Origin of the sequence: Parasphingopyxis marina, assembly GCF_014237875.1 — a bacterium.
GTDB lineage: Bacteria > Pseudomonadota > Alphaproteobacteria > Sphingomonadales > Sphingomonadaceae > Parasphingopyxis > Parasphingopyxis marina.
The window spans coordinates 803,218-817,833 of record NZ_JACJVJ010000001.1 but is presented as its reverse complement, the minus strand read 5'-3'; the positions used below and the strand labels follow the sequence as shown (position 1 = coordinate 817,833).

Genomic DNA, 14,616 nt, shown 5'->3' with positions numbered 1-14,616 from the left:
AAGCGTTGCCCGATCCCGTCTATCGGCCCGCGCCATCCTCTGCAGCCTCGATGCATTGCGCGCGATATTCGGCCTGTGTCGGCATGGCGTCGATGGCAGCGGTGAAGGCCGCGACCATCTGTCTCAGGATCGGCGCGATGCGCGGCATGTCCAGCGACGCGGCCAGCGGATCATGGCGGCGGGGAACGACGCCGAAGCCGATCAGCAGGTCGATCCAGCTTTGGTCGTCAAGCAGCGCATGCTCATAGGGCAGGAACCGGCCGCGGCTGGCGAACTGGTCGATCCGCATTTGCAGGCTTTCGGGCGGCCTAGCCTCGCGCATCGCCGCCCAGGGGGCGTCCGTCCGTCCGTTCAGCAGGAAGGGCAGCAGCGAAAAATCGCGAATTTCCGCGATTGCCTCGCTTTGCCCGCGATTATAGCCGCGCGCCTCGATCGCCATCGCGGCGTTCACCGGAAGCCATTCCACGAGCCGCAGCGCCTGTTCGTACAGGGCCAGCATGTCCGCCGACTGGTACGGCCCGAAACGGCCCGCCGCGCCGCCCATCCGCACGAGGTTTCCCGTCCAGGGGCGCTCGGCATGGCCCGCCGCGAAGGGCGACGATCCCTTATCGCCGCCGACTAGCGCGAGCGCGGTTTCCTCATCCATTGCCGTGGAGGAAAAGAGCAGCTCGGAGCGCTGCCCTTGGCCCAATGGCGTTTCGAGTAACAGCCCGCCCGGAAGCGCGCGGGCGACGGTGTGGCCGGAATCGCCTGGCTTGGCTCCGGGGCCGGCGATGATGCGATCGAAGGCGAGATTCGCTGAAAGCGAGCCGAAGCCGGTTTCTCCGTCATCGTCAGCAAGGTTCGCCAGGGCGCCCGAGGCATCGATAAAGAGGTCGGCGGCGATATCCTCGCCATCCTCGAGACGGACCGACGCAATGGCCTCGCTACCGGGAGCGCGAGCCAAGTCGACCGGCCGGCCCTCGCGCGGCTCAATCCCGACGGCGCGGCATTGCGCCTGCAGCAGCGCCGCATAGTCCGCCCGGTCGCACTGGACGGTGGGGCCGAGCAGGCGCAGCGGCGATTGCGCGTCGTCAACGGGACCGGCGAGCTTGCCCGCCATCGCCGCGCGGGCGGCGAAGCGGAAGGGCTGGAAGAGATAGGCAAGCTTTTCGGGCTCGCGGCGCATCAGCGCCGCGCGCAGCATGATCTGGTGGAGCGCCACGCCGTTGAGCCGCGGCAGCTCGCCGGACCGGGCGGCGAAGAAGCGGCTGCCCTCGCCCTGCCAGCCGATGCAGTCGGTGCCGAGGCCGATCGTCCCGTTGCAGCGCAGGACGAGATCCCCGGCCGTAATCCCGAGCTGGTGGTGGAAGCGGTGATCGGCGGGAATTGTGAGCGCCGCGCTTTCCTCCTGCGCGCCGGCATCCTCGATAATGACGAGCGCAATGCGCGGCGGCAGGTTCCGCGCCAGCAGCGCCGCGACCGGCCAGATCTCGTGCGGCTTTCCCAGCAGCGCGATGCGCGTCGGCCGATCCGTCATGCCGCGTCCCCGAAGGTCGCGCCATAGCTCTTGATAAAGGCGAGATGGCCGCTCGATCGTTCGACCGCATCGGCAATCGTCGTTCGCACCCGTTCGAGATGCGCGCTGCGTTCCTCGTCCGCCATCCGGTCGACCCGCGGGTCCCAGGCCTCGGGCACGATATTCTGGCCGATAAACACCGCAAGCCAGCTCGGCGGCTGGAACAGCCCGCTCGCATAGTTCGGCACCGCGCCGCGATGGCGGAAGGTTTCGATCTTTTCGGCGAGGCTGTCGGGCCATGTCATGTTGCGCATGTCGCGCCAGAGCGGCGCATCGTCGCGCTGGGTCGCGACATAATGGAGCATGAGGAAATCGCGGATCCGCTCGAATTCGAGATCCATCAGCCGGTTATATTCGTCCCTGTCGGCGGCCGCGCAGTCCGCTTCGGGAAACAGCGCGACGAGATTCTCAATGCCGCTCTGAATGAGGTCGATGCTCGTCGATTCCAGCGGTTCGAGAAACCCGCCCGACAGGCCGATGGCGATACAGTTGCGGTTCCACAATCTGCGCCGCTTGCCCGCCACGAAAAAGAGCTTGCGGGGATCGGCGAGCGGCTCGCCTTCCAGGCTCGTCATCAGCTGGTCGAGCGCGTCCCCGTCGCTGACATAGCGGTCGCAATAGACATGGCCATTGCCGATCCGGTGTTGCAGCGGAATGCGCCATTGCCAGCCGCCCGTGCGCGCCGTCGAGCGCGTATAGGGGCCGACTTCTCCGCCGATCGCGCAGGGCACCGCCCAGGCGCGGTTGCAGGGCAGCCAGTCGCTCCAGTCCTCGAAACCGGTTTCGAGCTGTTCCTCGATCAGCAGCCCGCGAAAGCCCGAGCAATCGACAAACAATTCGCCCGCGATTTGCGTGCCGGATTCGAGCGTTACCGAGCGGACGAAGCCGCTTTCGCCGTCGAGATCGGCCGAGACGATCTTGCCCTCGACCCGCTTCGCGCCGCGCTTCTGCGCATAGTCCGCCAGGAAGGCGCCATAGAGGCTGGCGTCGAACTGGAAGGCGTAGGAGAAATGCGTCAGCGGCGAGGCCGGATCCTCGCGCGGCAGTTCGAAGCGGTCGTTCCACGCCGAAACGATCGGATAGCAATAGCGGCCGAAGGGCTGCGCCGTGCCGGCCGCCTGCTCCTTCAGCCAATAGTGGTGGAAATCCGCCGGGCCGATACGTTCGCCATGGGCGCCGAAGGGGTGGATATAGCGATCGCCGATCCGGCCCCAGTCGCGAAACTCGATGCCCAGCTTGATCGTCGCGCTGGTCCGCGCCATTAGTTCGGCCTCGTCGATGCCCAGCATCTCGTTGAAATAGCGGATCTGCGGCAGGGTCGCCTCGCCGACGCCGACGGTTCCGATCTCGGCGGATTCGACCAGGGTGACGGAAATCCCCGTGCCCGCCAGCCGCCGGACGAGCGCGGCCGCCGTCATCCAGCCCGCCGTGCCGCCGCCGACGATAACGATATCGCGAACCATGTGGTCCGGCCGATCGGCCACGCTTTCCCTCCCACGCATCCCGGCGCTATGCCGAGGGCGCGCAGACTAGACCGGATCGGAGCCGCCGACCAACCCTCAGGCCGGGTCTTCCCCCACCCGCTTCCACACCCGCTTGAACACCGCCGCGCGGATACGGGTGAACTTGCCGCCCCCAAGCTCGTAAAAGGCGAAGCTGTTGATGTAGAGCCGGTCCCCCTTGGCGAGCGGGCCCGAGGTGAAATCGGGCGCGTCTTCCAGCGCGAGAAATTCGGATTCGAATTCGGCGGCGATCACGCCGTCCTGCTCCATGCAGTGGAGGATCTTGATCGTCCGGCTCGTCTGGCTTTTGACGACGCTGTAGAAATCGACGATTGCCTGCTTGCCGCGCATCACCGTGCCGTTGCCGATCACCAGCTCGACATCGTCGTCGTAATAATCGGTCAGCGCCGCATAGTCGCTGCGGTTGAAGGCATCGATATAGGCGCCGAGAAATTCCCGCACCGGCTGGCCATTGATCGTCATGTGGCGGCTCCTTCGTTGGCGGCTTCGGGAATATAGGCGTCCTCGCGCAAGGTGCGGGAGGCCAGCAGGAAGAACAGCGCTGCGACGAAGAAAACGCAGATCGCGACGAGCAGCGCCTGTTGCACGCCGTCCGCCGAGGCCGAGGCGCAGGCCGAAGCGAGCGCCGCGCTCGCCCCTTCCGGCGCAACCCCGCCTGGGCAATCGGCGAAGAAACCGGGGCCATAGGCGCTCACCGCCATCCGGTCGCTGACAAAGCCGACAAAGACCGGGCCGAGGCCGTAACCGATCAGCGAATAGAAGAGCGTGAACAGCGCGATACCGGTGGCCCGCATCCGGGGTTCGAGCAGGTTCTGGATCATCCCCGCCGAGGGGCCGTAGAACAGCATCAGCATCACGCCCGATACGATGAGCAGCGCCGTCGCCGCGCCGATATCCTGGGCGTTGAAGGCGAGATAATAGAGAAAAGGCGCGGAGAGCAGGCCGATTGCCGCTCCCCAGGCCGGCCAGCGGCCATCGCGTTTCGAGAGCCAATCCGTACCGAACGATCCGATCAGCAGCGAGAGCGCAATATAGATGCCCGAGATGGTACCGTAGAGCGCGCCCGCGTCGGGCACGTCCATCTCGTGCACGCGGGCGAGGAAGATCGCCAGGAATTGCGAGATCGCGGTGATGCCGAAGCTCGCCGTGGTCGAGCCCAGCAGAATGAAGATCAGCGCGGGCTTGCGCCGCAGGGTTTTCAGGAAGGCCTTGAAATCGGGCGGCGGGCTGGGATCGGGCGGAACATTGTCGACAAGCCCGCGGCGCGGCTCGCGAACGAACAGGCGCACCATGATCGCCACCGTGAGGCCGGGCAGGCCGAGCACGAGAAACGCCTCGCGCCAGCTTGCCAGCCCCGCGACATAGCCCCCGACCATCGCGCCGAGGAAGATGCCGGCCGGCGCGCCGAGCATGATCAGCGCCATCGTCGAGGCGCGGCGATGGCGCGGGACGAGATCGCCGGTCATCGAATTGGTGGCCGGGAGAAAGCCTGCCTCTCCCACGCCGACGCCGATCCGGCCGATGGCGAGCGTCGCGAAGCTCGTCGCGAAACCGCACCAGATGGTCGCGGTGGACCAGACGGCGGTGCAGATGGCCACGATGTTGCGCCGCGACGCGCGTTCGGCCAGCCGGGCCAGCGGCAAAGCGAGCCCCGCATAGAGCGCGGCAAAGGCCAGCCCCTGCAACATACCGATCTGGAAATCGGTGAGCAGCAACTCTTCCTTGATCGGCTGGGCGAGCACCGCGAACACCGCGCGATCCGCGAAATCGAACAGGCAGACGAGAAACATCAGCGCGATGAACCGGCGCCGATAGGCCGGTTCCAGCAATTGCGCCTGATCGGCCGGTGCCGTCGCCATTCTTTCCCTCTCCCCGTGCCGATATCGCGGCCGCTGTGCCGAGGCATCGTAGAGAGAAGCGTTGAGAGTTCAATATTCGATGGGCTGAGACTTGGGCGGCACTATTCGCGAAATGCGTCGCGCACGCCGCTGTCGCTAGGGAGTATTTGCGGGGAATGCGCCCAGCGCCTTCCCCTTTTTGCGAAAACTGGTCGGGGAGAGAGGATTCGAACCTCCGGCCCCTGCCTCCCGAAGACAGTGCTCTACCTGGCTGAGCTACTCCCCGACCGATGCCAATGGGCCCGCGCTTGTGACGGGCCGGCCCCGGAGGCAGACGCGGGTCTTTAGCGGCGAAGTATCGCGCTTTCAACTGCTGTTTCGCGCCCCCGCATCGCGCGCCATCCGCGGCCGAACCGCAAACTGGTTAAGCCCCGTCTAACCATGGCTTTCAGGGCCCGGGTAAGGGCTTTGCGCGACAAGCGGCAGATTATGCGCGAACCCGATCCCATCGACGTTCTGGAACTGTGGCGCGGCAAGGCGACCGCCTGGCTGGGCTGGGTCGCGCTTGCGCTGCTGCTCGTCATCGTGGCGATCCTGCCGGACCGCCCGCTCTGGGCCCAAAGCGCGCACCGTTCGGTCACCATCGTCGAGACGATCGAATATATCGACTATGTCGATTACGGCGTTTCGGAGGAGGACGCCGCTTTCGGTTTCGATGGCGATGGCTATGCCGGGCAGGATGCCGCCTACGGGCCCAGCCGCCCTGCGCTGGCGCGCTACGGCCCCTTTCACGTGGTCGCGCCGGACAGGGCGGAGATGATCGGCGATGTCGACAGCTATACGCCGGGCGAATTCGCCGCGATGCTGGCGGATTTTCCGGGGCTGCGCATGATCGCCATCCTCGAATGCGGCGGCACGGTCGACGACAATGCCAATATCGCGCTCGCCCGGATGATCCACCGGGCCGGCCTCGCCACCCATGTGCCCGCCAACGGATCGGTGCGTTCGGGCGGCATCGAACTGTTCCTCGCCGGGGCGACACGGACCGCCGAACCCGGCGCCGAGTTCATCGTCCATAGCTGGCGCAACGATCTTGGCCTCGAAGCCGCCGACTATGCGGCCAACGATCCGATCCACGCGCCGTACCTCGATTTCTACCGCGAAATCGGCATGGCTCCCGATCAGGCCCGCGCCTTTTATGCGCTCACCAACAGCGCGCCCAATGCCGGGATGCGCCAGCTCTCGCTCGCCGATCTCTCGCGCTTCGGGCTGCTGCGCTAACGCCTAGGCCAGGTCCGGCCGTTCCTTGCGAAACCGCTCTGCCCACTCCGCGCTGATATCGTTGCGCATGATTTCCAGATCGACGCCGGGATCGAAATTGTCGGGCACGGGCAGATCCATCAGCGCGCAAACCGATGTTACGAAGCCCCGCGGATCTTCGCAGATATCCTCATACGCATAGATCGGCGCGGGCTTGCCCAGCCGATCGGCGATCTCCGAGAACCAGCGCTCGTTGCGCGCGACATGCGCGATATTGAAGGCGATTCTTTCGGCGTTGTAATCATCGGGGGCAATCGCCTTGCCTTCCCCGGGCACCACCGAATGGAGCTTGCCGCCGAGTTCCGCGCGCCATAGCGAGATCGCCTGCGCCACACGGTCCCGCCGCACGAGGCGGACGAACTGGGTGCGCTCCAGCGTTTCGGAGAGGAACCCGATCCGCGCCGCCGCGATGAGCACCGAAAAGCCCGCCTTGTAGCCAAAGGCCTGGGCGGTGCCGCGATTGTCGATCATCCACTGGGCCGCCGCGCGACTGTCGGCGAGGCCATGGCGCGCGCGGATCGCGGCCAGCTGGCCCGGCTGGAAGCTCTCGTTCACGTCTGCGAAAAAGGGCGTGTTCGACAGCAGCCGCCCGACATAGGTGCTGCCCGAGCGCGCGGCGAAAACGATGCACAACATCCTTGGCGGCAGCTGCAGCGCGCGCTCGCCGACCGGCTCGACCTGCGCCGCGATCTCGTCGACACGGCCCTGGCCGACATAACCGGCGAACAGCCGCAGCAGGGCATCGCGCGACCGGGGCCGGGGGAGAAAGCGTTTCAGAAAAGACGGCATGGCGGTGGCGGGCGTGCTCCTGTTGGAAGGCCGATCTTGCCCGTTTCGATCGCGGCGGCATAGCCCCGCGCTAGCTCGATACCGGCCAATCCTCCCGGAACCGCGCGGCCCAGGCGTCGTTTACCGCGTCGCGCAGGATCTCGAGATCCACCGAGGCGTCGAAATCGCCGGCCATCGGCAGGTCGAGCAGGTCGCAGACCGACGCCGCGAAACGCGCGGGATCGGCGCAGATATCCTCATAATAGGCAAGCATCGGGCGCGCGCCGATCCGCTCGGCGAAATCGGCAAGGTCATGTTCGGCGCGCTCGATCCGGTGCAGGCAGCCGGCGATCGCCTCGCCGTCATAATCCTGCTCGGTGACGGCGCGGTCCGGCTGCTGGTTGGAATGGAACCGTCCGCTCATCTCCGCCCTGGCGAGGCTGACCGCCTGGGCGATCCTGTCCCGCCGGCGCAGCGCCACGAACTGCGTGCGCTCCAGCGTTTCGTTCAGAAAGCCGAGCCGCGCCGCCGAAGCCAGCACCGAAAAGCCCGCCTTGTAGCCGAACGCGCGCTTTGTGCCGCGCCGCCCGACCATCCAGCGCGCGGCGGCGTGGAGATCGGGAAGGCTTCGGCGTTCGGCGATGGCGCGCAATTGATCGGGCGCGAAATTCTCGCCGACTTCCTCGAAATGCCCGGTCTTGGCGAGCAGGCGCCCGGCATAGCTGCTGCCCGAACGCGAGGCGAAGAGGATGCACAGGATGCGCGGCGGGGCGGCGAAGGGCTCGGGCGCGAAATCGCCGAGCGCTTCGCCGATCTTCGCCATGCGCGGCTCGCCGATATAGCCCTCGATCAGCGCGCAAAGCTGGTCCCGGGAAAGGTCGCCCGGCGGCTGGCTCATGGGGCCGATCCTATTCCGCGGCTTCGGCGACCGGCACCGATTGCGGCCCGCGGATCAGGCCGCCGGGCCGGGCATCGGTCACCGCGCCGCCCCGGAAGGTGATTTCGCCCGACTTGATCGTCGCGTCATAGCCGACCGCCTTTTGCAGCAGCCGCTTGCCGCCGGCCGGCAGATCGAAGGCGAGCCAGGGCTTTTCGAGACGGAGATTCTCAAGATCGATGACATTGATATCGGCGAGATAGCCGGGCGCGAGCACGCCGCGATCGTTGAGGTCGTAGAGCCGCGCGGTATCGTGGCATTGCCGCTTGATCGCATGTTGCAGCGAGATGCGCCCGCCGCGCTTCCTGTCCCGCACCCAGTGCTGGAGCATGAAGGTCGGCGAGGCTGCATCGCAGATCGTGCCGCAATGCGCGCCGCCGTCGGACAGCGAATTCACCGTGTCCTCGTCCTTCTGCAGGGTTTCGAGGAAATCGAGATTGCCGTCGGCATAGTTGAGGATCGGCAGGTAGATGAAGCCCGCGCCATCGTCCTCGCAGAGCAGGTCATAGGCATAGTCTTCGGGGCTCACGCCCCTGGCCGCGGCGCGCGCGGCGATGCTCGCTTCCGCGCCCGGCTCGTAATCGAAATCCTCGTCCATTTCGAACTGCATCGTCCAGCCGCCGGCGATGACCATGATCAGCCCCATGATATCCTTGGGCTGGCCGGTGAAATCATGCTCTTCGGAAAGGAGCTGCGCCTTGAACTCGGGATCGAAGAGCTTCGCCTTCTGCGCGTCCCAGGGCAGCCCTTCGATCGCCTTCCAGGACGGCTTGAAGCGGAAGGGGTGGACGGTGCCGCGCCACGCCATGACGACGCCGTTGCCGCGCAGCGCGATCTGGGCGACGATATTGGCGCCGTTGTCATTCTCCGCGCGCATCATCGCGATCTGTTCGTCGAGCGGCAGTTCCTTGGCGATAGACTGGAGCGCGGCAAAGGTGACGGGCAGCCCGGTTTCGCGGCTAAGATCGCCCATCCAGGAAAACTCGTTCCATTCGCGGCGCAGGTCGCTCGCCATCTCGAACACGCCATGGCCGACCCGGCCCATCGCCCGGCCGATGCGGACCAGCTCGTCGGCGGTCGCGGTTGTGCCGGGCACCAGCTCGCCATCGACCGATTTGTGGATCACCGTGCGGCTCGTCGAGAAACCGAGCGCGCCGGCGCGCAGGCCATCCTCGACGATCGCCGACATCGCGTCGATATCCTCGTCGGTGGGAACCGCTCCGGGCTGTTCGCGGTCGCCGAGCACATAGGCGCGCACCGCGCCGTGCGGCACATGGGTGGCGATGTCGATGGTGCGCGGCAGCTTTTCGAGCGCGTCCATATATTCGGGGAAGGTTTCCCAGTCCCAGCTCATGCCCTCGGCGAGCGCGGTGCCGGGAATATCTTCCACGCCTTCCATCAGGCCGATCAGCCAGTCGTGCCGGTCCGGCTTGGCGGGCGCGAAGCCGACGCCGCAATTGCCCATGATCACCGTGGTGACGCCGTGCCAGGAGGAGGGCGCCATTTCCTCGTCCCAGGTCGCCTGGCCGTCATAATGGGTGTGCACGTCGACGAAGCCGGGGGTGACGACCCTGCCGGTCGCGTCGATCTCCTCGCGGCCCGCTTCGACGACCGCGCCCACCTGAGTGATCAGATCGCCGTCGATCGCGACATCGGCGATAAAGGGCTTGCCGCCCAGACCATCGACGACCGTGCCGCCGCGAATGACCAGATCATGCATCCATCCTCTCCTTTTGCCGACTCACATATCACGGAGATGGGTAGCGTGTCGAAACGGTTTTCGGGCGGCTCAGCCCCTCTCACTGTCGAGCTGGCCCATCTGCGCGGCCATGTAGCGATCGCCGGCCGCGGCGCCGGCGGGCACGGCATCCGCGATGGCGGCAAGATCGTCCGGGGTGAGCGCGACATCGAGCGACGCCAGCGCGTCGACCAGCTGGTCGCGCGTGCGCGAGCCGACCAGCGGCACGATATCCGAGCCGCGCGACAGCACCCAGGCGATGGCGACCTGGGCGACGCTGACGCCCTTCGTATCGGCCACGGCCTTGAGCGCCTCGACCAGCGCGAGATTCTGTTCGACATTGCCCTGCTGGAAGCGCGGGCTATGGGCGCGGAAATCGCCGGGTGCGGCTTTCCCCGCCTGCCAGTTGCCGCCGATCAGGCCGCGCGAGAGCACGCCATAGGCGGTGACCGCGATGCCGAGTTCGCGGCAGGTCGGCAGCACCGATTCCTCTATGCCGCGCGAGATCAGCGAATATTCGATTTGCAGATCGACGACCGGATGGACGGCGGCGGCGCGGCGCAAGGTTTCCGAGCCGACTTCGGAAAGACCGATATGGCGGACATAGCCGGCCTCCACCATGTCCGCGATCGCGCCGACCGTTTCCTCGATCGGCACCTCGGGATCGAGCCGCGCCGGGCGGTAGATATCGATATAGTCGACGCCCAGCCGCTGGAGCGTATAGGCGAGCCAGGCCTTCACGGCTTGCGGCCGCGCATCATAGCCGAGCCAGCTTCCATCCGGCCCGCGCTGCGCGCCGAACTTGACGCTGAGCCGGTAGCTGTCGCGCGGCACGCCTTTCAGCGCTTCGCCGATCAGCATCTCGTTATGGCCCATGCCGTAAAAATCGCCGGTGTCGAACAGGTCGATACCGGCATCGAGCGCGGCATGGATCGTCGCAATGCTTTCCGCGCGGTCGGCATGGCCATACATGCCGGACATACCCATGCAGCCCAGGCCGATGGCCGAGACGTCGGGGCCCGTATTTCCCAATTTACGCTGTTTCATCGCGGCTTTCCTTCCTTGCTCCGTTCAACCGGCGTCCCTTGGGCCGTTGCCGGGGGAACAACGATCCCGTCGGCATCGACGCCGTCGCTGCTCTTTCCCCGTCGGTGATCGTATCGGCAAGCCCGGATTCGGCCGCGCCCTTTATTTCCGGGCGGCGATCATTTCCTCGATGGCGACGAATTTCTCGCGCGGGCTGCCTTCGCGCGCGCGCCCTTCCTCGGCCTCCTCGATCTTCTTCCAGTCGCGGAAGGTGACGGCCTCTACGCCGCGCTGCGCGAGCAGCGCGTCGAGCGCGGCGCGGCCCTCCTTGCCGCCGCCCTCGCCGATATCTTCGGCTACCAGGTCGACGATGGCATAGCCGTCGGGCCGGTTGGTGCCGATCGTCCCCGATGGCCCGCGCCGCGCCCAGCCGACGCAATACAGGCCGGGAAGGATCCGGCCCTCATCATTGGCGAACCGGCCCCGGCCATGTTCGAAGGGCACGCCCTCGATCGGCGGCGTCCGGTAGCCGATACAGCTGACGACCAGCGAGGCGGGGATGGTGTATGTTTCCCCGGTGCCCCGGCTCCGCATCTCGTCATCGAGTTCGGTACGTTCGACGACGACATTTTCGACCTTGCCATCGCCCTCGATCCGCACCGGCGCGGCGAAGAAATCGAACGCGATCTCCACCGTTTTGTCGGCGCGGTAGGATTCCGGGATGCCCGCGAACTCGCGCAGCAGGGTCACCGATTTGCGCATGCCCGGTTCCAGCAGCGCGTCCTCGCCGATATCGGGCAGGTCCAGCGGATCGACGCGGGGACAGGCGCGCGCGAGATGGCCGAGCTCGCCCAGTTCCTTGGGCGTCATCGCGATCTGGTGCGGCCCGCGGCGGCCCAGCAGGGTCACCTGTTCGGTCTTCGCCTGTTCCAGCCGCGCGAGCGCATGATGGACGATATCGGACCCGGCAAATTCATCCGGAGTTTTCGAAAGGATGCGCGCGACATCGAGCGCGACATTGCCGTTGCCGATAACGACGACATGGCGGCCGGAGAGGGGCGGATCGAGATCGACGAAATCGGGATGGCCATTATACCAGCCGACGAAAGCCGCGCTGCCGATCACGCCGGGAAGGTCGGCGCCCGCGATCTCCAGCGGCCGATCATGCGGCGCGCCGGTGGCGAGGATCACCGCGTCGTAGAGAGCCCGCAGCTCCTCGATCGAGACATGCTCGCCGATGGTAAGGTTGCCGACGAAGCGGACATTGTCCGAAAGCGCGACCTTTTCGTAGCGGCGCGCGACATTCTTGATCGACTGGTGATCGGGCGCGACGCCGAAGCGGATCAGGCCGTAAGGGACCGGAAGCCGGTCGATAATGTCGATGCAGACATCTTCGCCGAACGTCTTCTGCGCCGCCTCTGCGGTGTAATAGCCGGCCGGACCCGAACCGACGATGGCGATATGGCGCATCTAGGCGTCCTCTCCGCACTGTGGTCGCGCCGGATGCTAACGCCGCCATCGCATCTGGCAAGCAAAAGGGGCGCACGGCCTGTTGACCATGCGCCCCGAGGTTCGGGCCGTTCAAAGGGGAGCCGGTGGCCCGGAACCGTGTCGCTGCTGCGCCAGGCCCTCTACTGGGCGAGGGGGGCGTCATAGGTGACGCCGCCCAGCTGGACGATCATCTGGCTATAGGCATCGAGATAGGCGGCCGCGACGACCTGGCCGATCTCGGTATTTTCATAGCTGCCGAGATTGATCCCGCCGAACGTCTGGCCGAACACCCCGCCGCCGCCGAACAGCCGCCCGCCGACGCCGGTATCGGTTTCGCGGTGATAGCCCTCGGTCAGCCGCAGCGCCTCGGTCGTCCGCGCGTTGACGAGAGTCAGGGTCACGCTCGCTTCCTTGCGGCGCGTGTTGATGCCGATCCCGCCCTGGCCGAAGGTGTTGCCGAACAGGCCGCCGAAATTGCCGCCGATGCTGAAGCCGCCAGCGTCGCGGTTGGTCGATACGATGTCGGGGATGATGAAAAAGTCCGCGGCGCGCACCTGCCCGCCCCCGAAATTCGATCCGGGCTGCAAATCGCCATTGTCGGAAAGCGCGCGTTCAAGGTTGCGGTGCTGGAGCCCGCGGCCGCGATTGACGATCGTGAAACAGCCCGAACGCAGCACCAGATAGTTGATCAGCGATTCGGGGCTGTCGAGATCGTAACGCTGCCACCAGTTATCGTCGGGTTCGACGATCGCGACCGCGCCGATCGGCTGGGTGCAGCTGGGCAGTTCGGCGAGATGGCGCGAACCGCGATCGGCCGAAGCCGGGGTCGCCGCCATGGTCATGGCGGCGGCGATGGCAGTTACTGAAGCAAGTTTCTTCCACATTGCGCGTCTCCAAAAAAATTCGTTTCGTTTCCGTCGCCGGCCCGCCATCGGGCGGCATCGACAATCGCGGTTATGAAGGAGGAGGAGGCGACCGGCAGTGACGGGGGTCACGGCTTTCGCCATTCGGCCTTTGTTAATCGGTCCTGGTCTAGAAACCTTGATTTTCCGCCGATTTGGCGGTAATCGGTCGCACCATAAGGCGCGGTCGCAGTCAGTTTGGAGACACATTCATGTTCGGACGACAGCGTATGAGGAAGCTCATGGCGACCTGCCTTCTCGCAGCCGTTGCCGCACAACCCGTCGCCGCGATGCAGTTCGGCGGCCTTTTGGGCGGCCGGTCTTCGCGGGCCAGCGACAGCGAAAATCATTGCAACACGGTCGGCCAGTCGGCGGGACGATCGGTGCTGAGCGGCGTCCTGGGCGGCGCGGCGCGCAGCCTGGGCATCCCGACCTTCATGCCGATGACGGAATTTGCCGACGTCCTTTCCACCGAGATCGCCTGCCGGCTCGACGAGGAAGAGCAGGAAAAGGCCGCGGACGCGACGATCGAAGCGACCCGCAGCGGCGAGGTCGGCACATCGGCCAATTGGGAAAGCGAAACCCGCCCCGGCGTGCGCGGTTCTTCGACCGTCACCGGGCGCGAACAGCGGGCCGATGGCGGCAATTGCCTCCAGGTCACCAATGTCGTGATCGTCGATGGCGAGGAAACGACGGTGCCGGAAACCATGTGCCGCGGCCCTGGCGAGTCGAGGTATACGCGGCAAGCATAGCGCAATGACCCGCATGAAATTCCTGATTGCCGTTGCCGCAGCCGTGCTCTCCGCGAGCGCGGCCCCGGCGCTGCAGTCCGATCGCAACAACCCGACCTGCCCGGCCAACCCCAATTGGGCGGGCAACCAGCGGATGACGCTGACCCCGCTCGATTCCGGCGGCGTCAAGGTGCTGCTGGCCGAAGGCGTGATCGACGAAGGGCTGCCCGACCGGTTGCAGCGCGCGCTCGAACAGAATCCCGATGCAGCCGAAATCTGGTTCCGTTCGCCGGGCGGCAATGCGCTGTCGGGCAACGAGGCCGGGCGCCTGCTGCGCACGCAATATCCGGGGATCGTCACCCGCATCCCGGCGGGCTGGACCTGTTTTTCCGCCTGCAATTTCGTGTTCATGGGCGGGCAGCTCCGGGTGATCGAGGCCGGCGGCAACTTCATGGTCCATATGTTCACCCATACCGGCAACCGCCAGGCGATCCGGCAGGGCGTTTCGGGCGGGACCGACGAGGCGGTGGCGCTGATCGGGGAGATCGAGCAATCGAGCGCCCAGCTGGCGACCGAGGATAACGACTTCCTGATCCGCATGGGGGTTTCCCGCCGCCTGCTCTCCGAAGTGATGTACGCGACCCGCGCGACCGGCGAGGGCGAAACCCGCCGCTGCCTGACGCAGGACGAGGCCTATGAGTATAATGTCGCCAATGTCCGCGAATAATCGGCGGGCCTAATCGGCGCGAATAGCGTTGCCGCCGGCGCGCTCCGTGCTAAAGGG

Annotated in this window: 13 protein-coding genes and 1 tRNA gene; 3 read left to right on the top strand and 11 right to left on the bottom strand. The window is 66.1% G+C overall.

Translation table 11 applies throughout. The annotated features are described in order from the left end of the window. Positions 1–19: 19 nt before the first annotated feature. The 5 genes from H6P80_RS04020 to H6P80_RS04000 form a co-directional block, all read right to left on the bottom strand. Positions 20–1,519 carry a tryptophan 7-halogenase gene (locus H6P80_RS04020; protein WP_185800035.1) on the bottom strand — a complete coding sequence of 500 codons (1,500 nt, stop codon included), beginning with the start codon at positions 1,517–1,519 and terminating at the stop codon, positions 20–22. Then, positions 1,516–3,042 (bottom strand): tryptophan halogenase family protein, encoded by a 1,527-nt coding sequence (locus tag H6P80_RS04015; protein ID WP_221892874.1) that lies wholly within the window; start codon positions 3,040–3,042, stop codon positions 1,516–1,518. Before H6P80_RS04015 ends, H6P80_RS04020 begins: the two co-directional genes overlap by 4 nt. A 75-nt stretch (positions 3,043–3,117) precedes the next feature. Next, positions 3,118–3,543 carry a nuclear transport factor 2 family protein gene (locus H6P80_RS04010; protein ID WP_185800034.1) on the bottom strand — a complete coding sequence of 142 codons (426 nt, stop codon included), beginning with the start codon at positions 3,541–3,543 and terminating at the stop codon, positions 3,118–3,120. Beyond that, the gene (locus tag H6P80_RS04005; protein WP_185800033.1) at positions 3,540–4,940 is read right to left on the bottom strand and encodes a spinster family MFS transporter; all 1,401 of its coding nucleotides are present in this window, start codon (positions 4,938–4,940) and stop codon (positions 3,540–3,542) included. Before H6P80_RS04005 ends, H6P80_RS04010 begins: the two co-directional genes overlap by 4 nt. Positions 4,941–5,128: 188 nt before the next feature. Next, a tRNA-Pro gene (locus tag H6P80_RS04000) sits at positions 5,129–5,205 on the bottom strand. A 203-nt stretch (positions 5,206–5,408) separates the two neighbouring features. Between H6P80_RS04000 and H6P80_RS03995 the strand changes: the two genes are divergently transcribed. Then, on the top strand, positions 5,409–6,200 hold the full coding sequence (locus tag H6P80_RS03995; RefSeq protein WP_185800032.1) for an alpha/beta hydrolase: 792 nt from the start codon (positions 5,409–5,411) through the stop codon (positions 6,198–6,200). 3 nt (positions 6,201–6,203) lie between these two features. Here the strand turns inward: H6P80_RS03995 and H6P80_RS03990 are convergent, their stop codons facing one another. The 6 genes from H6P80_RS03990 to H6P80_RS03965 form a co-directional block, all read right to left on the bottom strand. After that, positions 6,204–7,028, bottom strand: a complete 825-nt coding sequence (locus tag H6P80_RS03990) for a Stf0 family sulfotransferase (RefSeq protein WP_185800031.1) — start codon at positions 7,026–7,028, stop codon at positions 6,204–6,206. A gap of 70 nt (positions 7,029–7,098) precedes the next feature. Next, positions 7,099–7,905, bottom strand: a complete 807-nt coding sequence (locus H6P80_RS03985) for a Stf0 family sulfotransferase (RefSeq protein ID WP_185800030.1) — start codon at positions 7,903–7,905, stop codon at positions 7,099–7,101. 10 nt (positions 7,906–7,915) lie between these two features. Further along, entirely contained in the window at positions 7,916–9,664 is a 1,749-nt protein-coding gene (locus tag H6P80_RS03980; RefSeq protein ID WP_185800029.1) for an N-acyl-D-amino-acid deacylase family protein, read from the bottom strand. Between the two features lie 69 nt (positions 9,665–9,733). After that, positions 9,734–10,729, bottom strand: a complete 996-nt coding sequence (locus H6P80_RS03975; RefSeq protein ID WP_185800028.1) for an aldo/keto reductase — start codon at positions 10,727–10,729, stop codon at positions 9,734–9,736. Positions 10,730–10,870: 141 nt separating this feature from the next. Continuing rightward, positions 10,871–12,178 (bottom strand): FAD-dependent oxidoreductase, encoded by a 1,308-nt coding sequence (locus H6P80_RS03970; protein WP_185800027.1) that lies wholly within the window; start codon positions 12,176–12,178, stop codon positions 10,871–10,873. Between the two features lie 161 nt (positions 12,179–12,339). Continuing rightward, entirely contained in the window at positions 12,340–13,083 is a 744-nt protein-coding gene (locus tag H6P80_RS03965; RefSeq protein ID WP_185800026.1) for a CsgG/HfaB family protein, read from the bottom strand. A 260-nt stretch (positions 13,084–13,343) separates the two neighbouring features. On the opposite strand from H6P80_RS03965, the gene H6P80_RS03960 reads away from it, so the two are divergent. Then, on the top strand, positions 13,344–13,853 hold the full coding sequence (locus tag H6P80_RS03960; RefSeq protein WP_235973704.1) for a hypothetical protein: 510 nt from the start codon (positions 13,344–13,346) through the stop codon (positions 13,851–13,853). A gap of 4 nt (positions 13,854–13,857) precedes the next feature. Further along, on the top strand, positions 13,858–14,559 hold the full coding sequence (locus H6P80_RS03955; protein WP_235973703.1) for a COG3904 family protein: 702 nt from the start codon (positions 13,858–13,860) through the stop codon (positions 14,557–14,559). Positions 14,560–14,616: the final 57 nt, after the last annotated feature.

Excerpts from the sequence above, each read along its gene's own strand:
- H6P80_RS04020 (WP_185800035.1), bottom strand. The coding sequence starts at position 1,519 with ATGACGGATCGGCCGACGCGCATCGCGCTGCTGGGAAAGCCGCACGAG.
- H6P80_RS04010 (WP_185800034.1), bottom strand. The coding sequence starts at position 3,543 with ATGACGATCAATGGCCAGCCGGTGCGGGAATTTCTCGGCGCCTATATC.
- H6P80_RS04005 (WP_185800033.1), bottom strand. The coding sequence starts at position 4,940 with ATGGCGACGGCACCGGCCGATCAGGCGCAATTGCTGGAACCGGCCTAT.
- H6P80_RS03995 (WP_185800032.1), top strand. The coding sequence starts at position 5,409 with ATGCGCGAACCCGATCCCATCGACGTTCTGGAACTGTGGCGCGGCAAG.
- H6P80_RS03990 (WP_185800031.1), bottom strand. The coding sequence starts at position 7,028 with ATGCCGTCTTTTCTGAAACGCTTTCTCCCCCGGCCCCGGTCGCGCGAT.
- H6P80_RS03985 (WP_185800030.1), bottom strand. The coding sequence starts at position 7,905 with ATGAGCCAGCCGCCGGGCGACCTTTCCCGGGACCAGCTTTGCGCGCTG.
- H6P80_RS03980 (WP_185800029.1), bottom strand. The coding sequence starts at position 9,664 with ATGCATGATCTGGTCATTCGCGGCGGCACGGTCGTCGATGGTCTGGGC.
- H6P80_RS03975 (WP_185800028.1), bottom strand. The coding sequence starts at position 10,729 with ATGAAACAGCGTAAATTGGGAAATACGGGCCCCGACGTCTCGGCCATC.
- H6P80_RS03970 (WP_185800027.1), bottom strand. The coding sequence starts at position 12,178 with ATGCGCCATATCGCCATCGTCGGTTCGGGTCCGGCCGGCTATTACACC.
- H6P80_RS03965 (WP_185800026.1), bottom strand. The coding sequence starts at position 13,083 with ATGTGGAAGAAACTTGCTTCAGTAACTGCCATCGCCGCCGCCATGACC.
- H6P80_RS03960 (WP_235973704.1), top strand. The coding sequence starts at position 13,344 with ATGGCGACCTGCCTTCTCGCAGCCGTTGCCGCACAACCCGTCGCCGCG.
- H6P80_RS03955 (WP_235973703.1), top strand. The coding sequence starts at position 13,858 with ATGACCCGCATGAAATTCCTGATTGCCGTTGCCGCAGCCGTGCTCTCC.